The sequence below is a fragment of the Vibrio sp. B1Z05 genome (assembly GCF_052955985.1).
The window spans coordinates 1,198,204-1,218,405 of sequence record NZ_CP130463.1; the positions used below are offsets into that span (position 1 = coordinate 1,198,204).

At 43.6% G+C, this 20,202-nt stretch carries 18 protein-coding genes; 10 read left to right on the forward strand and 8 right to left on the reverse strand.

Annotated elements, in window-relative coordinates:
* Window positions 1-2 precede the first annotated feature (2 nt).
* Genes trpD through QV280_RS05585 form a run of 3 tightly spaced genes read right to left on the reverse strand, consistent with a single transcriptional unit; the run spans window position 3 to window position 3,219 of the window.
* Window positions 3-1,001, reverse strand: a complete 999-nt coding sequence (trpD, locus tag QV280_RS05575) for an anthranilate phosphoribosyltransferase (RefSeq protein WP_152821090.1) — start codon at window positions 999-1,001, stop codon at window positions 3-5.
* Between the two features lie 12 nt (window positions 1,002-1,013).
* The gene (locus QV280_RS05580; protein ID WP_023404944.1) at window positions 1,014-1,616 is read right to left on the reverse strand and encodes an aminodeoxychorismate/anthranilate synthase component II; all 603 of its coding nucleotides are present in this window, start codon (window positions 1,614-1,616) and stop codon (window positions 1,014-1,016) included.
* Window positions 1,609-3,219 (reverse strand): anthranilate synthase component 1, encoded by a 1,611-nt coding sequence (locus QV280_RS05585; RefSeq protein ID WP_152821088.1) that lies wholly within the window; start codon window positions 3,217-3,219, stop codon window positions 1,609-1,611. Before QV280_RS05585 ends, QV280_RS05580 begins: the two co-directional genes overlap by 8 nt.
* Window positions 3,220-3,584: 365 nt before the next feature.
* Between QV280_RS05585 and rnm the strand changes: the two genes are divergently transcribed.
* The 3 genes from rnm (at window position 3,585) to rluB (ending at window position 6,275) form a co-directional block, all read left to right on the forward strand.
* Window positions 3,585-4,448, forward strand: coding sequence for an RNase RNM (gene rnm, locus QV280_RS05590; RefSeq protein WP_152821087.1), 864 nt, complete (start codon window positions 3,585-3,587; stop codon window positions 4,446-4,448).
* 145 nt (window positions 4,449-4,593) lie between these two features.
* Window positions 4,594-5,214, forward strand: a complete 621-nt coding sequence (locus QV280_RS05595; RefSeq protein WP_023404941.1) for an L-threonylcarbamoyladenylate synthase — start codon at window positions 4,594-4,596, stop codon at window positions 5,212-5,214.
* Between the two features lie 170 nt (window positions 5,215-5,384).
* Window positions 5,385-6,275, forward strand: a complete 891-nt coding sequence (gene rluB / locus QV280_RS05600; RefSeq protein ID WP_021713124.1) for a 23S rRNA pseudouridine(2605) synthase RluB — start codon at window positions 5,385-5,387, stop codon at window positions 6,273-6,275.
* A 68-nt stretch (window positions 6,276-6,343) separates the two neighbouring features.
* On the opposite strand, the gene QV280_RS05605 is transcribed toward rluB, so the two are convergent.
* On the reverse strand, window positions 6,344-6,904 hold the full coding sequence (locus QV280_RS05605) for a cytochrome b (RefSeq protein WP_152821222.1): 561 nt from the start codon (window positions 6,902-6,904) through the stop codon (window positions 6,344-6,346).
* Window positions 6,905-7,084: 180 nt separating this feature from the next.
* Between QV280_RS05605 and QV280_RS05610 the strand changes: the two genes are divergently transcribed.
* Both QV280_RS05610 and QV280_RS05615 read left to right on the forward strand, forming a co-directional pair.
* Window positions 7,085-8,842: an ABC transporter ATP-binding protein/permease gene (locus QV280_RS05610; protein ID WP_152821085.1), complete on the forward strand. Its 1,758-nt coding sequence runs from the start codon at window positions 7,085-7,087 to the stop codon at window positions 8,840-8,842.
* Between the two features lie 122 nt (window positions 8,843-8,964).
* Window positions 8,965-9,393 carry an N-acetyltransferase gene (locus QV280_RS05615; protein ID WP_152821083.1) on the forward strand — a complete coding sequence of 143 codons (429 nt, stop codon included), beginning with the start codon at window positions 8,965-8,967 and terminating at the stop codon, window positions 9,391-9,393.
* 41 nt (window positions 9,394-9,434) lie between these two features.
* Here QV280_RS05615 and QV280_RS05620 read toward each other — a convergent pair whose 3' ends face one another.
* Entirely contained in the window at window positions 9,435-10,604 is a 1,170-nt protein-coding gene (locus QV280_RS05620) for a MerR family transcriptional regulator (protein ID WP_152821081.1), read from the reverse strand.
* Window positions 10,605-10,776: 172 nt separating this feature from the next.
* Here QV280_RS05620 and QV280_RS05625 point away from each other — a divergent pair, with 172 nt between their 5' ends.
* The gene (locus tag QV280_RS05625; protein ID WP_152821079.1) at window positions 10,777-11,937 is read left to right on the forward strand and encodes an MFS transporter; all 1,161 of its coding nucleotides are present in this window, start codon (window positions 10,777-10,779) and stop codon (window positions 11,935-11,937) included.
* Window positions 11,938-11,979: 42 nt separating this feature from the next.
* On the opposite strand, the gene QV280_RS05630 is transcribed toward QV280_RS05625, so the two are convergent.
* Window positions 11,980-12,726, reverse strand: a complete 747-nt coding sequence (locus tag QV280_RS05630) for a hypothetical protein (RefSeq protein ID WP_152821077.1) — start codon at window positions 12,724-12,726, stop codon at window positions 11,980-11,982.
* Window positions 12,727-12,977: 251 nt separating this feature from the next.
* On the opposite strand from QV280_RS05630, the gene QV280_RS05635 reads away from it, so the two are divergent.
* Window positions 12,978-13,196, forward strand: coding sequence for a cysteine-rich CWC family protein (locus QV280_RS05635; protein WP_152821075.1), 219 nt, complete (start codon window positions 12,978-12,980; stop codon window positions 13,194-13,196).
* Window positions 13,197-13,829: 633 nt separating this feature from the next.
* The gene (locus QV280_RS05640; RefSeq protein ID WP_216643779.1) at window positions 13,830-14,318 is read left to right on the forward strand and encodes a hypothetical protein; all 489 of its coding nucleotides are present in this window, start codon (window positions 13,830-13,832) and stop codon (window positions 14,316-14,318) included.
* 206 nt (window positions 14,319-14,524) lie between these two features.
* On the opposite strand, the gene QV280_RS05645 is transcribed toward QV280_RS05640, so the two are convergent.
* Window positions 14,525-14,845, reverse strand: a complete 321-nt coding sequence (locus tag QV280_RS05645; protein WP_021713152.1) for an HI1450 family dsDNA-mimic protein — start codon at window positions 14,843-14,845, stop codon at window positions 14,525-14,527.
* Between the two features lie 59 nt (window positions 14,846-14,904).
* Window positions 14,905-17,268, reverse strand: a complete 2,364-nt coding sequence (locus QV280_RS05650) for a DNA polymerase II (RefSeq protein ID WP_152821073.1) — start codon at window positions 17,266-17,268, stop codon at window positions 14,905-14,907.
* A gap of 381 nt (window positions 17,269-17,649) precedes the next feature.
* Between QV280_RS05650 and uvrY the strand changes: the two genes are divergently transcribed.
* Together uvrY and uvrC are read left to right on the forward strand one after the other, a co-directional pair.
* Window positions 17,650-18,294 (forward strand): UvrY/SirA/GacA family response regulator transcription factor, encoded by a 645-nt coding sequence (uvrY, locus tag QV280_RS05655; RefSeq protein WP_023404933.1) that lies wholly within the window; start codon window positions 17,650-17,652, stop codon window positions 18,292-18,294.
* The gene (gene uvrC / locus QV280_RS05660; protein ID WP_039970981.1) at window positions 18,295-20,127 is read left to right on the forward strand and encodes an excinuclease ABC subunit UvrC; all 1,833 of its coding nucleotides are present in this window, start codon (window positions 18,295-18,297) and stop codon (window positions 20,125-20,127) included.
* Window positions 20,128-20,202 lie beyond the last annotated feature (75 nt).

Here is a 20,202-nt window from a genome sequence, read left to right on the forward strand (position 1 = left end):
GATTAACCTCTAGCCGCCAGTTGTTCTACAAGTTGATACGCCTTACCACTGCGCATGGCAGCAATCGCTTGTTGGGCATTGGGTTTTAGGTCTTCGTGACCAAACAGTTTCATCAGCAGTGCAACGTTAGCCGCTACCGCAGATTCTTGAGCTTCTGTGCCTTTACCTGAGAGTAGGTTGGTCACAATCGTGCGGTTTTCTTCTGGAGTGCCGCCTTTTAGCGCTTCAAGTGGGTGCGAATTTAGACCAAAATCTTCAGCGGTTAAAGTGTAGTGTTCAATCTTGCCATCTTTGATTTCGGCGACCACAGTTTTGCCGTGAATAGCCACTTCATCAAGGCCACTACCGTGAACGACTGCGGCGCGTTTCATGTTCATTTTTTGCATGGTTTGCGCGATAGGCGCAACAAGGCTTTCATCATACACGCCCATCAACTCGATATTTGGACGAGCTGGGTTAATCAGTGGGCCAAGAATGTTGAAAATAGTGCGGGTTTTCAACGCCTGACGCACTGGCATTGCATGGCGCACGCCTTGGTGATATTGCGGAGCAAATAAGAAGGCTACGCCAATTTCATCAACGGCTTTAGCGGTATCTTGCGCGCTCATCGCAAGGTTAATGCCAAAAGAATCCAACAGATCAGAAGAGCCAGATTTGCTAGAAACGCCGCGGTTACCGTGTTTAGCCACTTTTAGTCCAACCGCTGCCGCGACAAATGCCGCAGTGGTAGAAATATTAAAAGTGTTTGAACCATCGCCGCCGGTGCCAACGATGTCAGCAAAGTCGTAATCGGGGCGAGGGAAGGGCTGTGCATTGGCAAGCAGCGCTTTTGCTGCGCCGGCGATTTCTTCTGGCGTTTCACCTTTGATTTTTAATGCTGTCAGCGCTGAACTTAAAACGATAGGTTCAACTTCACCTTTAATGATTTGATCAAACAAGGTTTGGCTTTGTGCTTCGCTCAATGACTCTTGGCGATAAAGCTGTTCTAAAATAGTGTGCATCGTTCTTCCTTGTTACTGTTGCTGTGCCATGTCATTAGACTGCAAAGCCCACTCAATTGAATTGGCTAACAGTGTGGCACCGTAAGTCGTCATGATTGACTCAGGGTGGAACTGAAAACCGCAAACTTTGTCTTGTTCGTGCACCACTGACATGACCAAATCATCGACTTGAGCGGTGATGGTTAGCTCGTCAGTGACTTTGGTTGCCACTAAAGAGTGGTAACGGGCAATGGCAAACGGTGAAGGTAAGCCTTGGTAGGTGGCGTGGTTATTGTGCTCCATCATCGACACTTTACCGTGGATGATTTCACCTGCGCCCGCCACTGTGCCACCGTACGCTTCAACAATCGCTTGATGACCTAAACAAATGCCAATCATCGGCACTTTACCTTTAAAGCGCTGAATGATGCTTGGCATATTGCCAGCTTCACTTGGCGCGCCCGGCCCCGGTGATAGAACAATCACAGGGTTTTGTAGTTGGTTTAATGTGCTTTCTAGGACATTAATATCGATTTGGTTACGATAAACGGTGACCTCGTGTCCTAGGGTACGAAACTGATCAACTAGGTTGTAGGTGAAAGAATCGAAGTTATCAATAAATAAAATATTAGCCATGCTTCACCTCAGTATGTGCCGCTTGAATAGCACTTATTACCGCTTGCGCTTTACCGCGTGTTTCGTCGGCTTCTGCTTGTGGGTCGGAGTCAAATACCACGCCAGCGCCGGCTTGAACTTTGGCAATGCCGTTTTCGACATACGCTGAGCGAATCACAATACAAGTATCCAAATCGCCGTGTCCGGTCATGTAACCAACTGCGCCGCCGTAAGTGCCACGGCGTTGCTGTTCAACGTCACGGATTAATTGCATCGCGCGGATTTTTGGTGCGCCCGTTAAGGTGCCCATATTCATCGAGGCTTGGTAGGCGTGCAGTGAATCTAAGTCTTCACGCAGTTGACCCACTACGCGAGAAACCAAGTGCATTACGTGACTGTAGCGATCCACTTTAAGTAAGTCGGCAACGTGACGAGTGCCTGCTTGAGAGATTCGAGCAACGTCGTTACGCGCTAAATCCACCAGCATCATGTGTTCGGCGTTTTCTTTACGATCTAAACGAAGTTCTAATTCGATGCGGCTATCAAGGTCGAAGTTAATGCTACCGTCGGCGTTTTTGCCGCGACGGCGAGTACCTGCGATAGGGTAGATCTCCACTTGATTGGTTTGAGTTTCGTATTTAAGCGCACTTTCTGGTGAGGCGCCAAACAGAGTAAAGAGCTCATCTTGCATGTAAAACATGTAAGGGCTTGGGTTACTTTTCTTCAAATGTTTATAAGCGGCCAATGACGATGGGCATGGCAGAGAAAAGTAGCGAGATGGCACCACTTGGAACACATCACCGCGAATCACAAATTCTTTAAGATCGCGCACCGTTTGGCAGAACTCTTCATCACTGACACTGACTGATACGTCACAGCTTTCCAGTTTTACCGCGCTTGGCGCAGGCTGAACTTGCTTCATTTCAGTTTCAATGGTTTGTAGGCGCTTATCTAGCGTAGTGCGAGTTTCGGCGTTGGCATCAAATAAGCTGCCAAATAGATGTGCTTGCTGCTGCTGATGGTCAACCACAATGAGTGTTTCAGCGACATAAAATACATAGTCTGGGCATTGGCTGTTGATTTCGGCTTGACCAAGAGGTTCAAAGTTTGCCACTAGGTCGTATGCAAATAAACCGCCAATGAATAATGCCATAGGGTCATGGTCAGCGCAGTTATAGCTTTGCTTGATGATACGAAGCATATCAAACGATGATGGTTGGCGAAGACGGCTGTCTTCATCAAGGTTATCGTCAGGAGCGTTAAAGTTAACGACTAATTTGCTGTCGTTATTTTCAGTAATAAAATCGGGATTTAGATTAGATACAAGGCGGGCCAGCAAGGCTTGACCATTGTCAGAGTTTGCCGTTAGGACTACTTGGTGGCCACGGCACTCAATACGCATAGCGGCGTCGACCAGTAATAGACTTTTTAAGTTTTCTTTTGATTCAACTTCGGCTGATTCAAGAAGAAGGGTGTCGGCCTTATCTTTACACAGGTGGTGGAATAATTCCGTTGGATCTTGGGTATAGAAGACATCACGTTGTAATACTTCTAACTGGCCTTGTGCGGTCAGGTTAATGGTCTTGTTCACAAGACCTCCTTGTAAGCTTTTGGTTCTTAGCATCACATACTCTCATATTCTGTTGTTTCACCCAAAAGTGATTGTGTAAAACTAGGTCAAAATTTGCGCAATCAACACAATATTCAATGTGTTTGTAATGGTTTAGATTGTTCAAAAAGACATAAAAAAAGCTCGCAGACTAATGCGAGCTTTCGAGTTTGTTTAGATACACTCAATATTTAGCTCGCTCTAAGAGAGAACCACCAACGCCACTGTCCAGATACTGCGCATGCACAAACTCTACCGATTTCGGTACAGATTGGCTGAGGCTGTTGTATCATGACTGTATTCATAGCGATTTGCTAAACACCTTTAAATAATCTAGGTGTACTAGTTAACTAGTACAGCGAAGGAAAGTCAAGCCTTTTATGATATTTGATCTACATTCTCATACCACTGCCTCTGATGGCCGTTTTACACCTCAAGATCTGCTGGAACGTGCTATTGAGCATAGGGTTGGCGTACTTGCTATTACCGACCACGATACCGTTGATGGTATTGAACCTGCGTTGGACTATATTCAAAGCGAGCAGCTTGATATTCAACTGATTACGGGGATTGAAATCTCCACGCTTTGGTCAAATAAAGACATTCATATTGTGGGGTTAAACCTCGATATTCACCATCCACAGTTACGAGCGCTTATTGAGGCGCAACAAGCGAGGCGTATTGAGCGTTCAGAGCTGATTGCTTATCGCTTATCTAAGCATTTGAAAGTTGACCCTTTACCTGAGGTGAAGGCGATTGCAAATGGGGCGCCGGTAACGCGCGCGCATTTTGCTAAATGGCTGGTGGATAATGGGCATGCTAAAAACATGCAGCAGGTATTTAAACGTTTTTTAACCCGCGACAAACCGGGTTACGTGCCACCAATATGGTGTTCTATGGCCGAAGCGGTGCAGGTGATTCATAGCGCAGGCGGAGTGGCGGTACTAGCGCACCCTGGGCGTTATGATTTAACCGCCAAATGGTTAAAAAGACTGCTGGCGGCATTTGTGGAAGCCAACGGCGATGCCATGGAAATTTCTTTGCCACAACAAAGTCAACAAGAGCGACGCAACTTAGCGGATTATGCGATACAATACGGTTTATTAGCTTCCTTAGGTTCTGATTTTCATTATCCTTCACCGTGGATGGAACTAGGGAGGAACTTGTGGCTTCCTGGCGGTGTAACGCCGGTATGGGAACAATGGCCACAATTTTCGGACGTGAATACCAATCCGGATAAGTAAATGTTCAGCCTTAGAACACTGTTATGTTGTACACGTAAATGGTGTTTTAAGTGTCAATGCGTCGTCAAGTAGTCAGCATGAGCCATTACTTATTTGGATTGATATATACGTCGCTTCAACAGATGTTTACTCATAAGGAGATATAATGAGTCAATATTTTTATATACATCCCGATAACCCGCAAAGCCGACTAATTAATCAAGCAGCGACGATCATTCGCAATGGCGGTGTGGTGGTGTACCCCACTGATTCTGGATATGCGTTAGGCTGTCAGCTAGAAAATAAATCGGCAATGGATCGTGTGTGTCGCATTCGTAAAATCTGTGACAACCATAACTTTACTTTGTTGTGTCGCGACCTTTCTGAACTGTCTTCTTATGCTCGTGTCGACAATGTGGCATTTCGTCTATTAAAAAATAACACACCCGGCGCGTATACCTTTATTTTTAAAGGGACTAAAGAAGTACCTCGTCGCTTAATGAACGCTAAACGAAAAACCATCGGTATTCGTGTTCCTGACAATAATATTGCTTTGGATTTGTTGGCGGCATTAGGCGAACCTATGATGTCGACCACATTAATTTTGCCGGGTAATGATGTGACTGAATCTGATCCTGAAGAGATTCGTGACAAATTAGAAAACGTGGTGGATTTGATCATTAACGGTGGTTACTTAGGCGAGCAACCAACCACTGTGATCGATTTTAGTGAAGACGATCCGGTTATCCTTCGTCGCGGAGCAGGGGACACCACACCGTTTGAGTAATACCGCGTTATTTTGCTTAAATGTGTTAGGTCACGAATAAACGTGAAGTAATAGTAAAATGGGCTAAATACTGGATGATTTTTCAGTCGGTTTTTGCGATAATACGCGACCGCAATTTTGCGGACGACTACTTCATCCGACGTCTGAGAAGACGACACTAAGGTAACTAAATGAGCGAAAAACTACAGAAAATTTTAGCACGCGCTGGCCATGGGTCTCGCCGCGAACTTGAAAGTTTAATTAAATCAGGTCGCGTTAGCGTTAACGGCCAAGTGGCAACGTTAGGCGTACGCTTAGAAGATGACACAGCGGTTGTCCGTATTGATGGTCATCAGGTTTCAATTAAAGCTCCTGAAGAAGTCGTATGTCGCGTTCTTGCTTATTACAAGCCAGAAGGTGAATTATGTACTCGTCACGATCCAGAAGGTCGCCGTACTGTATTTGACCGTCTACCTAAGATCAACGGTGCACGTTGGATCTCAGTAGGTCGTTTGGATGCAAACACCTCTGGTCTGCTACTGTTCACCACCGATGGTGAACTTGCTAACCGCTTAATGCACCCAAGCCGCCAAGTAGAACGTGAATACTTAGTGCGTGTGTTTGGTGAAGTGAACGAGCAAAAAGTGAAGAACCTTGCAAAAGGCGTTCAACTTGAAGATGGTATGGCTCGTTTCGAAGACATCGTTTACGCGGGTGGCGAAGGCATGAACCACACGTTCTACGTTGTGATCAACGAAGGTCGTAACCGTGAAGTTCGTCGCTTGTGGGAATCACAAGATACAACAGTAAGCCGTCTAAAACGTGTTCGCTACGGTGATATCTTCCTTGAGAAGAAACTGCCTCGTGGGGGATGGATGGAAATGAACCTGAAACAGGTGAACTACCTACGTGAATTGGTTGAACTAGCGCCAGAAAAAACAACGGTCATCGACGAGCGCAACACTTCTCGTAACCGTGAACGCTCTCGTTCACAAAAGATCCGTCGTGCAGTTCGTCGCCACGAAGAACGCATCACCACTACAGGCCCTGCAAAACGCAAGCCTAAAAAAGCTCGCAAGTAATTTTTAAGTGCGGGGTCAGGTCTTGAAATTTGCATGCAAATTTCAAGACCTGACCCCGCACTTTTTCTTTATTTACCCAACATACGGGTAATGGTTTTGTCTTTGTCGATCACGTGGTGTTTGATAGCGCCGACGACGTGAAGCACAAACACAGCGATGATGATATTGACTGCACTATGATGCACTGTGCTGGCTATTTCTTGTAGCCATTCTATTTTGTCGCCTTTACTGATAATTTCCCAGCCAAAAATATCTACCGCACGACCACCTGCAGCGCTCATTACTACACCTGAAATTGGCATAATGAGGGTAGCTAACATTAGAATTCCGTGTACCGCATGCGCGATTTTTTCTTGCCACTCTGGGCTAGTACCTAAACTTGGAAGCTTTCCTTCTTTCAAGCGCCACGCAACTCTCAATACCGCAACAATAAGAATTAATGCTCCAATTGACTTGTGATAGCCCATTAGAAAGGATTTATCTGGCCCTCTCTCCATTTCAGCTAAGATCATGCCAACAATAAATACGCCCACAAAGCTAAGGCCTGTCAACCAATGCATTACGATGGTCATAAAGGACAGTTTTTCCGATGTGGAGGGGGTCGATGGTGTAGAAGAATTAGAGGACATAGATAAATCAGAAGACATAGATTAATACCGCGTTAATAAATAAGTGGCGCTATTATCTATGAAGTAAATTAAACTAACATGTCATTTACTGTAAAGTAACGTAAATATTTGATGTCGCGCTAAATTATTGATATTGAAAACTTAATTGCAACGTAAGCAGAGGGAAGTGTGACTAAATCAATGGACAAAAAGTCGAGAACAAGCCTAAGAGTGTTGTTAGATATCTTACAGTTTGTACGCCCATATCAATGGAAAGTGTTTGCCGCACTGGCTGCATTATTAATGACTTCAGGGCTTACTTTATCGGTCGGGCAAGGCGTACGCTTACTTATTGATGAAGGCTTTTCACAGCGTTCAATTCACGATCTTAATTATGCGATTGGTTTTATTTTAGCGGTGACAGTGTGTATCTCTATCGGAACATTTTTTCGTTTCTATTTAGTGTCATCGGTGGGAGAGCGTGTCAGCGCTGATATTCGACTGGCGGTGTTTAATCACGTTATTACCTTGCATCCTAGCCATTTTGAAACTCACGGCAGTGGCGATATTATGTCACGCATCACAACGGACACCACATTACTCCAAAGTATTATTGGCTCTTCGTTTTCTATGGCGATGCGCAGTGCATTGATGTGTGTTGGCGCGATCGTGATGCTATTTGCCACCAACGTAAAGTTAACTCTGATTGTTTTAGCCTCAGTGCCTTTTATTTTGGTTCCTATTTTGGTCTATGGACGAAAAGTACGAGCGCTTTCTCGACAAAGCCAAGATTCCATGGCGGATGTAGGCAGCTATGCAGGAGAGGCGATTGAACACATTAAAACGGTGCAAAGCTTTAGTCGTGAAGCGCAGGAATTACACTCGTTTTCAGCTGAAGTTGAACGCGCTTATGAAATAGGACGTCAACGGGTGAAACAGCGCGCTATTTTGATTTCTGGCGTGATCGTCATTGTGTTTGGCGCTATCTCAGGCATGTTGTGGGTAGGGGGAAGCGATGTTATACGCGGTGAGATTTCACCAGGTGAATTGGGTGCATTTGTGTTTTATGCGATTATGGTGGCCTCATCGACGGCCACTATTTCCGAAGTCTTTGGTGAATTGCAACGAGCAGCAGGAGCCACAGAGCGATTGCTGGAAATCTTGAATGTAAATAGCCAAATTATCGCACCCAAGCAAGCCGTTTCTACCGCTAACCTTAGCGCCGAAATGTCCTTTCATCAGGTATCATTTTATTATCCATCCCGCCCTGATACTCCGACGATTGATACACTCAATTTAACCGCTAAAGAAGGTAAAGTGCTGGCATTAGTCGGTCCTTCTGGCGCAGGGAAAACCACGTTATTTGAACTTTTACTGCGCTTTTACGACCCATCAAAGGGAGAGGTAACATTAGGTGGGCAAGATATTCGTCAGTTTGATCCTAAAGATCTGCGCAATAAGATGGCGCTCGTACCTCAGCAACCGGCATTATTTAGCCACGATGTGATGCACAATATTCGTTACGGCAATCCTGATGCCACTGATGAACAAGTAATAGAAGCGGCGAAAAAAGCGCATGCGCACGAGTTTATTTGTAACCTTCCGCAAGGCTATCAAAGCCACTTGGGTGAAAAGGGCGTACGTTTATCTGGCGGACAAAGACAGCGCATTGCCATTGCTCGCGCCATTTTAAAAGATCCTATGATTTTACTGCTTGATGAAGCCACCAGCGCCCTCGATAGTGAAAGTGAACACCACGTACAACAAGCTCTTGAAGCACTGATGAAACACCGCACTACCATTATCATTGCGCACCGTTTATCAACGATTCAGCACGCTGACCAAATTGCCGTTTTAGATAAAGGAAAATTGGTCGATGTTGGCAATCACCATAGCTTATTAAGCCGCTGTGAATTGTATCAACGCTTGGTTGAGTTGCAGTTTAAGCAGAAGGGTTAGTGGGGACAGGTGGATGATTCAGGTCTTAGAACCTAAATGTGTCGTAAATATTCAATTATTTTACCGTCAATACCACCATAATAGCGCTCATACTTAGCAATTTACTATCGGTTGAATCAAACATGATCAGAGAGTACCAAGCAAAGGATATTGAAGTCGTTCTCGATATTTGGCTTAAAGCATCAATACAAGCTCATGACTTTGTTGTAGCAGAATTTTGGCAATCCCAAGTCTCGAATATGCGCGACATCTATATCCCAGCATCAAAAACTTATGTATTTGAAAAAGAGGGCAATATTGTCGGTTTCTATTCGCTCTATCAGAATCTTTTAGCCGCAATTTTTGTTTCGCCTGACTATCAAGATCAAGGATTCGGCAAGCAATTAATTTCTCATGCTAAAGGGCAATGTTCCGAGCTGACTTTAAATGTCTATAAAGAGAATCAAGCCGCTTACAGATTCTATCTTGCACAAGGTTTTGAGGTCGATAATGAACAGCTTTGTGAGCATATAGGCTGCGCTGAATATGCTATGAGTATGAACACAAAATAAATTAAGGGTAAATGTTAGTCTGCTAACATTTACCCTTGTGCTTAGCGACGCTTAGCAATAAACATCTGATAGCCAAATTCGCCTAAATAGCGTTTATAAATATCAATTTCGGCAAGAATATCGTTAATTGCGTTTGAATCTGGCATATGAGGCAGTAATTCATTTGCACGCTCTTTAAGGGGCAAGTAATAGTTCTGCCATGCGGCTTCACTTAATGGAAAATGCTCAATGATCTCATAACCTGCGGCGTTAAATTGTTGCAATCTGGTCTCGATAGATTGCATGTCTGGGTATTCTCCCTTGAAGAAGTTTTGCACCTCTATAGTGGGATCTGTTGTGCGCCAAACCAAATCACTGAGCATGATGATGCCACCTTCTTCTAGTAGCGGTCGCCACTGTTTTAAGGCATTGTTTACGCCCATAATATACGCGCTACCTTCTGCCCAAATAAGGTCGAAACTTTGATCAGTAAAGGGCAGTTCGGTCATGCTGGCACACACAGGCACAATGCGAGAGGCTAGTCCATCTTGCTCAAAGCGTTCACTTAAGCGATCGAGTGCAGATTGCTCGTTATCCACAGTGGTGATGATAGCGTCAGTGTTATTGGCGAGTACTGTTGTGGCAAGCCCTTTACCTGAGCCTATTTCAAGCACTTTTGTACAGGCTTTAGGGATTGTATTCAGCGCTTTTAGCGTTTCAGTTTCACTGCCCGGACCCCAGCGGTCTAGGGTTTCAAAGACTGTCATAAAGTCAGCCATATAATCTTGATGTTCGTTCATGTCTTTTGATAGCCATTTCAATCTAAGGGCTTCTTTTTCGTCAAAGCCTTGTTTCATTAACCAATCTAGATGCGCATCGGGTGCTATTTGGCTTATGTTTTCGTGCCATTGTTTGTGATTCTCTTCACCAAGAAGCGCGACCAATACTTTTCTAGAGTGCTGTTTTTGTTCAATCTCGTTATCCAATGCTTGTAGGCGGTTGACCAGCAATGGACGGTCGATTTTGGCATCCAAGCAAGCTTTGCATTCTTTGAGCGTTAAACCCGCAGCTTGCAGAGTTTGTATAAGCAACACGCGCTGAACGTCTTTGTCGGTATAGACGCGATAATCGTTGTCTAAACGCACTCCGTTTATCAGTTGCAGCTTTTCATAATAGAGTAGCGCTGAGCGTGACAAACCCACTTTGCGTGCTAATTCTGATATGCGGTACATATACCTTCCTTGCTTGAATAGGGCTAACTTAAACTATGAAGTAATAGACAGGTCAATACAAAATATAAGTTATGGCTGACAGACATTGCAATAAATCCCTATCTGGTTGAATATCAATCTTATAGTCTAGAGAAAAAATGCGTAAGCAGTAAATGAAAAAGGAATTCACCCTATGGATGGGACTTCAAAGCGCAATTTAGCGGTATTGATGTACGTGTTGGTGTCATTAGGTGGCATTGTTGTTGACATTATTGTGCCGTCGTTGCCCTCTATTCAAGTCGCTCTTGCCAGTAATGAAGCACTGACTCAGTGGGCATTTTCAGCCGCGATATTGGGCTTTGGCGTGGGGCAAATAATCGCCGGGTTTGTAGTGGACGCTTTCGGCCGAAAAATGCCGATGTTGATAGGCTGCATTGTTTTGATCTTAGCGCTTTTTATTTCCGCTATTGCGCCAAGTATCGACACCTTAATTGGTTTGCGTTTATTGCAAGGGTTAGCAGTATCCTTTATCGCTGTAGGTGGAAGGGCTGCAATCAAGGATTTATTTGATGGAGAAGAGTATTTACGCGCGGTTAATTGGATCACCATTTCGTTCGCCTTAGGCTTAACTTTATCTCCGTTTATCGGTGGATACATTGATGCACACTTTGGTTGGAGCATGGTGTTTTACGCATTGATGGTGTGGGTTGCACTAGGCGCAGGTTTATTGCTGTTTATGTTTACTGACACACACCGCAGGACGCGATTTAGCGCGCACTTTGTGACTCGAAGTTTTAGTGAAATTGTCGGTAACGCGACCTTTCGGCGTGTCGCGCTGATTTGCGGGATTTTGTACAGTATTTTGCCTGCCTTTAATACCGTAGCGCCATTTTTGATTCAAACAACACTGGGTCATACGCCCATATTTTATGGGCATGTCGCGCTATTATTAGGTGCAAGTTGGCTGGTGGGCAATATTGCGAACCGATTCTTTTTTAAAGTGCCGGCCGAGAAAAAAATTCGGCTGTCGATGCTGCTGTCATTAGTTTCTGTTGCATGTGGTTTGTTCTATCAAACTCTTTTCGGGCTTAATTTACTGGCTTTGGTAATACCCGTCGCCTTGGTTGTGATGGCGCTAGGCGTATTATTTCCGTTGTGTTTAGGGCAAGCGCTTGCCCCATTTACCCACTTGGCTGGGATTGCCAATGCGCTTGTATTTTCAGCGTGTTGGCTGTGTACAGCGCTGGTCTCGTTTTTGGCTTCAGGGCTTTCTAGCATAAGCGCGATACCATTATTGTTGATGTACGCCATATTGCTCTCTGCGGTCGCGCTTATATTTAAATTTAAACGCTAATGTAAACTGTCACAGCAGAATTTATGCGTTGCCGGCGCTGTTTTAGAAGGTATGACTATAAGAGAGTATCACTTTCTTATCTGAGCCGTAGTCATTGTCTGATACCAGTGCCAGTAAGCTAATGCTGTCTTTCTTAGTGAAGTTATAGCCAGTTCCTGCCCCCATCCAATAACCAAAATAATCATCCGAACCGATAGATGCACCGGCAAAAGCCATAGCAGTAAATTTGTCATTGATAGGTTTTAAAGAAAACGCTCCGACATAGCCACCGGTGCTGTCGCTAGGGTGTAAGACAAAGGGGTTATTTGGATCATAGAACTCATCATTTGCATTTAACGGTCGTTCACCATCGGTGTAGTTAAATCCGGCCATGGGGAATATTTGCCAGCCCGCAGGTTCAATTCCAAATACCGATAAAGGCAAAAAGGTGCCGACACTGTAATTATTAAAGTTCGAACCGTCACTGTATTCACTGTGACCAAAGTTAAAGTTCACGATACCGATATCAAATAGCCAAGATCCGCCCACGCTCCACTCGTGAGTATCGGGGTGGTAGCGCGCATTAATTTTTTGCGCTTCACTTAAACCCAGAGAGCCCGATATAGAATAACCGGCTTTTTCAGATTCAAAATTGTAATCAGCCGCAACGCCCAACTTGGTAACAATGCGGGTTGGATCGTCGGCATTTTTGTTTTCATTGTCGTAGATGTCTCTTTTTTGCTCGGCGAAAGCAGCAGACGAAATCACACTGGCACAAAGTAAGGTTAAACAAGCAACATGTTTTGGCATTAACAACGACACTCCAATGAATAATAGAGACAATTTATGAACGATAGAACATAGTACCCAATATGCATCTGGTTAACTATTTATTGTGGTGATGTTTTTTGTAAGCGGAGCTTATGGGAAAGGTAGGGGGATTGAAGTTCTTAAAGCGTTTGACGGATAATATCCGTATAGTGCTTCGGTCTTACGTGCTTCACTTATACATTCAGGTATTCACGAGTGTTTAGTTATTAGTAATTTATTAGGTAGTAATAATGCAAATATCACGTATAAAAGTTGAGGCTCTGATTTGCCCTCTATGCGGGAAAGGGAACTCTTGTGGTAACCAAGACGATAAATCGAAAACCTGTTGGTGCGCCGATCCTGTGATAACGTTTCCAAAAGGGTTGTTAGCTCAGGTCCCCGAACACTTACAAGGCAAAGCCTGTATTTGTAAGTCGTGTGTGGATAAGTTCCATCAAGATTCAGCATAAAGCTTAATACTTGCCTAGAAAATTAGGATTAAGTGGCGTAGATCCACTTCATGCTCCTTATTTTGAATAAGGAGAAGGCTTCTGGTTTGAATCAATGGTAGTTGGTTTGTAGTTAATTTCGGTAGGTACACTATTGATCAGTGCGATATGTTCGAAAATAAAATATCTTCTCATTCTACGTACAGAAAATATGGGTCGTTTTCTGAAAGGGGACTCGTTCTCTAGCTTTGATAAGGAACTATCATTAGTCAGTATATTCAATATTCTTGCCTAATAGTGTGCACAAGCACACACTTCAATATCTGTACGTATGAACGATAAATTTGTTATTGTAGTCAGTAGTTTAGGTTGAATTGCTGACTCACAAAATATAACACGGGAAATAATTGGAGTTAATACGCTATAGCAAGGTATTAAATATGACAAAGCGTTTGTTATGTTTACTGATGCTACGCTTCATGTAATCGTTTTTGTCTTCTAATTTTGTCTTTAAATAAGAGATGGTTATGGAAAAATCAGATTCATTTATTGTGGATTTTTGGGCGAATTTCATTTTTCAATGTCATACGGAAGGTATTTCCCAAAGCTAGAACTGGACGACTTTCTGAAATCTGGGCTTTAGGTCATGTTTTTATGTCCATAGCTTCTGTACCAGCGGTACTTTACATTAATAATAAATATATTGGTTTTGCTATCGCGCTATATGCACTACTGAGAGTTTTCGAGGTAGTTATTTATCAAACTAATGTACTTTTATTTGATGAATATAGGGCGATTAAAGCGGGAAGAACTTATGCTTTACACGGCTACAGGCGTATAGTTATTTTACTTATGCAAAATTACTTTGAAATTATTTTTTGGTTCGCTGCACAATATATTTTCTTCCAAAGTATGTTTACATTTGTTGTTGAAGGGTCTCATGAAAGTGTTTTAGGTGCCGTATATACAAGCTTTGTTGTAATGACTAGTTTTGGTTTTTATAATGTCACTCCATTAGGAGTACTAGCTTATACATTAGTAATAGGGCAAGCGATGATTGGCTTGTTTATGACTTTGCTCAGTTTAGCCCGATTTATAGGTGTTATTCCGACTCCGAAATCAATGGACGTAACAGAGCTATAAGTTTGTATTAATCTTGCTTTTCAAAAGCAGCGTATGAGAGCCATATCAGACTATTGATTGAAGACTATTTATTCGAAGAGTAATACATTTTACATATCTCGAAATTAACTTTGAGAACAATTTGATTTTTAAATACAAAAAAGCCCTATACGTGAATAATATCAACATGATAGGGCTTTTATGTCATTTAAAAACGCAAGTGATCTTTAGTCGCGCTTCCACAAAATATGACAGAATTTGTGTTCAGGATCGCGAGAGACCAGCATACGTGCAAATACGTCATCTAGTACATCGTCTGTTTCATTCACCAGACCGATTTTGATTTCAGCATAGGTTTCTTTATCCACCTCAAATCCGACATGTGATGCCCAGTCGTCTCCAGTTTCTACTAGCTCTGCTGCGCCACGGTCTTCAAACTGCAGTGTAAACAAAGCAACGTCTGCTGCTTCAAGGTTGTCAGGAGCCATTTCTAGAAAAATGTCGTAAGCAGCATCGATGGTATCATCAAAGGATAAGAGTTCAGTCATTGGATTCCCTTAGCGGTCTCTTAAATTGTTGAGGCGATTGTACTCGCAATTTGTTGCAATTAGAACAGGCCAATCTGCGGCGCATTAATATCGTCAAATTTGAGGCCAACAAAAGGCAAAATGGCATCGGCGATGGGCTTAACTTGTTTTTCAATATAGTGCTCGTAATCATAAGCACTGCGCACAAATTCGATGGGTTCAGGGCCACTTCGGGTCATCACGTAGGCAATTCGGCCACGGTTTTGATATTGCAAAGGACGACCTAGCTGTTGATTGATATCATCGGCTAAACGCGCGGCGCGTACTTGTGGCGGAATGTTCTTTTGATAGTCATTGAGCTTTCTGCGCAGACGTTTACGGTAGATAAGCTTGTCGTCTAATGCGCCAGATTCTACTTGGGCAACGGTATCTAAAATAAACTGAGTGGGGTCTTGCCTATCAAAAATAAGCTCATATAGACGAGCCTGAAAACTTTGCGCCAGTTCTGTCCAGTCACTACGGGCACTTTCTAAACCTTTAAAAACGATGCGCGAATCATTTTGGGTTTTGATTAAGCCTGCGTAACGTTTCTTGGAGCCTGTTTCTGAGCCTCTAATTGTCGGCATAAAGAAGCGATTAAAGTGAGTTTCGTATTCTAACTCAAGTAGGGAAGTGAGCTGGTATTGCTCAGCAAGGTGCTGTTTCCACCAAGCGTTAATGTGCGTTGTTAGGGCATGACCCACGGCATCGGCTTGTTGTGCACTGCATTCACCTTTTAACGAGACAAAGGTAGAGTCAGTATCACCGTAGATGACCTCATAGCCTTTATCTTCAATTAGCTTACGAGTGGTCTTCATTATTTCGTGACCGCGTAACGTTATCGAAGAGGCCAAGCGTGTATCAAAGAAACGACAACCGGAAGAGCCTAACACCCCATAAAATGAATTCATGATGATTTTAATGGCTTGTGAAAACGCCACTTCGTTATCTTTTTTGGCTTGATCACGGGCTTGCCACAACTCTTCGATTAAGTTGGGCAGGTAGTGTTTACTGCGGTGAAACTGCGCCTTTCTAAAGCCGGGCACAGCTTGATCTGCTTGATTGCCTATCTCTAGCTGTAAACCTTCAATGAGTCCCATAGGATCAATGAGGAAACTGCGAATGATGGCTGGATACAGGCTTTTAAAATCCAGCACTAATACTGAGTCATACAACCCCGGTTTTGAGTCCATGACAAAGCCGCCGGGGCTAGCAATCCAATCATTAGGCATTAGATTTGGCGCAACATAGCCACCTCGGTGTAAACGAGGCAGATACAGGTTAGAAAAAGCCGCCACACTGCCACCGACTCTATCAAGGGACAAGCCCGTTAGTTTACTGCGCTGAATTAGGTAATCGAGTAGGTGGGTTTTGTGAAAGATCTTGTTGACCAGTACACAATCTTGCAAGTTGTATTTTGCCAAAGAGAGCTTGTCATGGTGGAACATGTCATTGATCTCTTGCATGCGGTCATGCACGTTATGGATGGCTTTACCTTGCTGTAATAACTCTTGAGAAACAGACTCTAATGACCAAGAATCAAACGAATAGGTCGCCGATTTAAGGCCGTCGATACCATCAACCACCACACGTCCTGGAATGGTAATAAAACCTTGCTGGCTTTGATTCGATTGTCGGTAGTAGCAATTTTGTTTGCCTCGCCCTAAGTTAAGGCGGATCTTGTGCTGTTCGGCTCGCTGCACCAACAGGCGCATATCAAAGCCGATGACATTCCAACCGATAATAATGTCCGGATCAAACTGCACAAACCAATCAATGAGCGCGCGAAGCAGAGCGTTTTCATTTTCTACCCACTGAATGGGCGTCTCATCACTTGGCTGAGGTTCACCTATCATGAGCACGCGACTGTCCATGACGGAATCTAAACCAATGGAGTACAACACCCCTTTGGCAGAACATTCAATATCGAGAGAAACCACCGATAGATTCGGCATGTAGTTTTTAGCTGTGCGACATTGGGCGTTGGAAATTTTTAGGTAGCCGTTTGCAGATGTTTCTTGACCACTGACTTCGATTTGTCCTTGAATAAACCGCTCCATGAGATAGCGATCAACCAACCTTATATCGGGTTCGTAGATAGTTATGCCACTATCAAGTAGCGCTCGCTCAAAATTCATTGCGTGTTTTCGGGTAGGGAAATAACAGGCGCTCACGGGGTTTAATTGAAAGGTCTTCAAAGGTAGTGCTTTGGTTTGTAAGGGAATTTTTAGCTGATTGGCTAATTGCTCTACCTGTGATTGCATGGCGCTTTCAATAAAGTATACGGATTTTTGATCCGGAATTTGAACCAATACAGGCCCTGCATCCGTAGACATCCACAGTTCAATAATACTCGAAGTGCCGACATCTTTACTTTGACGGGTTAAGATAAATCCTGAACGCAATATGCAAACCTTTTTGCTACTCTTACAAGTAGCTATGATAACAAACCCTTGTTGAGCTGTTTATATGAATTTAAATATGATTTTAGGTAAATGTATAGTCACTTTGGAGCGTAGTGCATAACAGAGAAAAGGACGCAAAAGTGAGTCTGAAAACGGCAGATTAAACTTGTTGCATATGAAAGATGCGGTATAAATTTTAATCGAATAAGCATATTATTGCACGACTGTGTCATAATAATTGCACTAATATATTGTAATATCGTAAATACTAAGCATATTTGGATGTCGTAAACTACGCCAATAACGTAGAATAACGGTCGCGTGTTATGATGACTTCATGACGATCTATGCAGCCAAGAATTAGAGTGTGGAGATACAAGTTTGATAAATGTTTTCCTTGTAGATGATCATGAGCTTGTACGCACAGGGATAAGACGTATTATCGAAGACGTCCGTGGTATGAATGTGGCAGGGGAAGCTGAAAGTGGTGAAGATTCTATAAAATGGTGCCGAAATAATCATGTTGATGTGATCCTTATGGACATGAATATGCCGGGTATCGGTGGCCTTGAGGCAACCAAAAAAATATTACGTTTCAACCCAGATATAAAAATCATTGTGTTGACCGTACATACTGAAAACCCATTTCCAACTAAGGTGATGCAAGCTGGCGCGTCTGGCTATTTGACCAAAGGTGCTGGGCCAGATGAGATGGTGAATGCAATTCGTATGGTGAACAGCGGTCAACGCTATATTTCACCTGAAATCGCACAACAAATGGCGCTTAGCCAAGTTTCAAGTTCTTCTGATAACCCTTTTAAAGATCTCTCCGAGCGTGAGCTTCAAATCATGCTAATGATCACTAAAGGGCAAAAAGTGACTGATATTTCTGAACAACTGAGCTTAAGTCCTAAAACGGTGAACAGTTACCGTTATAGACTGTTCAACAAGCTCGATATCAGTGGCGATGTAGAACTGACACACTTAGCCATTCGTCACGGAATGTTGGATGCAGAGACGCTGTAGGTGACATCGCAGTTCGACTCAACCGCATTTCTTAGAACGGTTACACATCAGCCCGGCGTTTATCGAATGTATAACGCCGAGGCTGTTGTCATTTATGTAGGCAAGGCGAAAGATCTTCAAAAACGCCTTAGTAGCTACTTCAGAAAAAAGCTCGATAACGAAAAAACACGTGCCTTGGTCAGTCACATTGACCACATCGACGTGACGGTTACTCATACCGAAACCGAAGCCTTAATCCTTGAGCATAACTACATCAAACAGTACTTACCTAAGTACAATGTGTTGCTCAGAGACGATAAATCCTACCCGTATATTTTCATCAGCCATCACAAGCATCCTCGTTTGTCGCTACATCGCGGCTCAAAAAAGCGTAAGGGCGAGTATTTTGGTCCGTATCCAGACTCTGGAGCGGTGCGCCAAACGTTGCATTTATTGCAAAAAATCTTACCGATGCGCCAATGTGAAGACACCATCTATGCCAATCGAACACGGCCTTGTTTGATGTATCAAATTGGACGTTGTGCAGCACCTTGTGTGAAGAGCATTATCTCCGATGAAGAGTATCAAGATTTAGTGCAATGGGTGCGTTTGTTCTTACAGGGTAAAGACAAACAAGTGGTCGAGCTGTTAATTGCCAAAATGGACGAAGCCAGTCGCAGTCTTAAATTTGAGCAAGCGGCTCAGTTTCGCGATCAAATTCAAGCCATTCGCCGCATTCAAGAGCAGCAGTTTGTTTCCGAAGACAGCTTTGATGACATTGACGTGCTCGGTTTTGCTCAAGAGTCAGGGGTAGCCTGTATTCATATCTTGATGATTCGTCAGGGTAAGATTCTCGGCAGTCGCAGCTTCTTTCCAAAAATCCCGAACAACAGCCAAACCGAAGAAATTTTTTATAGCTTTATTAGCCAATACTATTTGAATCAATCTGAGGGCAGGGGGTTACCTAGTCGCTTAGTGTTCGCCTCGGGTTTGCTTGAGGATGAAAAGCCTTTCCAAGAAGCATTGACGCAGATGGCTGGTCGACATGTCAGTTTTCATACCAATCCTAGTGGGCATCGTGCTCGCTATTTGAAACTGGCAAATACTAATGCACTCAGTGCAATTACGACTAAAATTAACCATAAGATGACCATTTCGCAGAGGTTTAAAGAGCTTCAGCAAGTGCTGAATATGGATTCGATTCGTCGCATGGAATGTTTTGATATCAGCCATACCATGGGCGAGAGCACCATAGCCTCCTGTGTGGTGTTTAATCATGAAGGACCAGTCAAGCCAGAGTATCGCCGCTACAACATCACAGGCATCACCGGTGGTGACGACTATGCGGCGATGGGGCAAGTGCTTGAGCGTCGTTATTCCAAGCAGATAGATGTAGATAAAATTCCCGATATCATTTTCATTGATGGTGGTAAGGGACAACTAAATCGTGCGATTGAGATCATTTCTAAATATTGGGATCAGTGGCCGAAACGTCCACGTCTAATCGGTATCGCCAAAGGCGTCACGCGTAAGCCGGGCCTTGAAACTATGATTACCGCTGAAGGTGAAGAGTTTAATATGGCTAGCGACGCGCCAGCTCTGCATTTAATGCAGCACATTCGCGATGAGAGCCATAATCATGCGATTGCAGGGCACAGAGCAAAGCGAGGTAAAACTCGTCGCACTAGTGCATTGGAAGGCATTGAAGGAGTAGGGCCAAAACGTAGGCAAGCTTTGTTGAAATATATGGGCGGTTTACAAGAACTGAAGAGAGCCAGCGCTGAAGAAATAGCCAAAGTGCCAGGTATCAGTAATTCTTTAGCAGAAAAGATAGTTCAAGCGTTGCAACACTAACTAAAATCCCGCAACATTAGGGATAAACCTATAGCCAAATAAGCATGTCCATTTGACGTGCCTTCAGAGTAAATA

Excerpts from the sequence above, each read along its gene's own strand:
- trpD (WP_152821090.1), bottom strand. The coding sequence starts at position 1,001 with ATGCACACTATTTTAGAACAGCTTTATCGCCAAGAGTCATTGAGCGAA.
- QV280_RS05580 (WP_023404944.1), bottom strand. The coding sequence starts at position 1,616 with ATGGCTAATATTTTATTTATTGATAACTTCGATTCTTTCACCTACAAC.
- QV280_RS05585 (WP_152821088.1), bottom strand. The coding sequence starts at position 3,219 with ATGCTAAGAACCAAAAGCTTACAAGGAGGTCTTGTGAACAAGACCATT.
- rnm (WP_152821087.1), top strand. The coding sequence starts at position 3,585 with ATGATATTTGATCTACATTCTCATACCACTGCCTCTGATGGCCGTTTT.
- QV280_RS05595 (WP_023404941.1), top strand. The coding sequence starts at position 4,594 with ATGAGTCAATATTTTTATATACATCCCGATAACCCGCAAAGCCGACTA.
- rluB (WP_021713124.1), top strand. The coding sequence starts at position 5,385 with ATGAGCGAAAAACTACAGAAAATTTTAGCACGCGCTGGCCATGGGTCT.
- QV280_RS05605 (WP_152821222.1), bottom strand. The coding sequence starts at position 6,904 with ATGTCCTCTAATTCTTCTACACCATCGACCCCCTCCACATCGGAAAAA.
- QV280_RS05610 (WP_152821085.1), top strand. The coding sequence starts at position 7,085 with ATGGACAAAAAGTCGAGAACAAGCCTAAGAGTGTTGTTAGATATCTTA.
- QV280_RS05615 (WP_152821083.1), top strand. The coding sequence starts at position 8,965 with ATGATCAGAGAGTACCAAGCAAAGGATATTGAAGTCGTTCTCGATATT.
- QV280_RS05620 (WP_152821081.1), bottom strand. The coding sequence starts at position 10,604 with ATGTACCGCATATCAGAATTAGCACGCAAAGTGGGTTTGTCACGCTCA.
- QV280_RS05625 (WP_152821079.1), top strand. The coding sequence starts at position 10,777 with ATGGATGGGACTTCAAAGCGCAATTTAGCGGTATTGATGTACGTGTTG.
- QV280_RS05630 (WP_152821077.1), bottom strand. The coding sequence starts at position 12,726 with ATGCCAAAACATGTTGCTTGTTTAACCTTACTTTGTGCCAGTGTGATT.
- QV280_RS05635 (WP_152821075.1), top strand. The coding sequence starts at position 12,978 with ATGCAAATATCACGTATAAAAGTTGAGGCTCTGATTTGCCCTCTATGC.
- QV280_RS05640 (WP_216643779.1), top strand. The coding sequence starts at position 13,830 with ATGTCCATAGCTTCTGTACCAGCGGTACTTTACATTAATAATAAATAT.
- QV280_RS05645 (WP_021713152.1), bottom strand. The coding sequence starts at position 14,845 with ATGACTGAACTCTTATCCTTTGATGATACCATCGATGCTGCTTACGAC.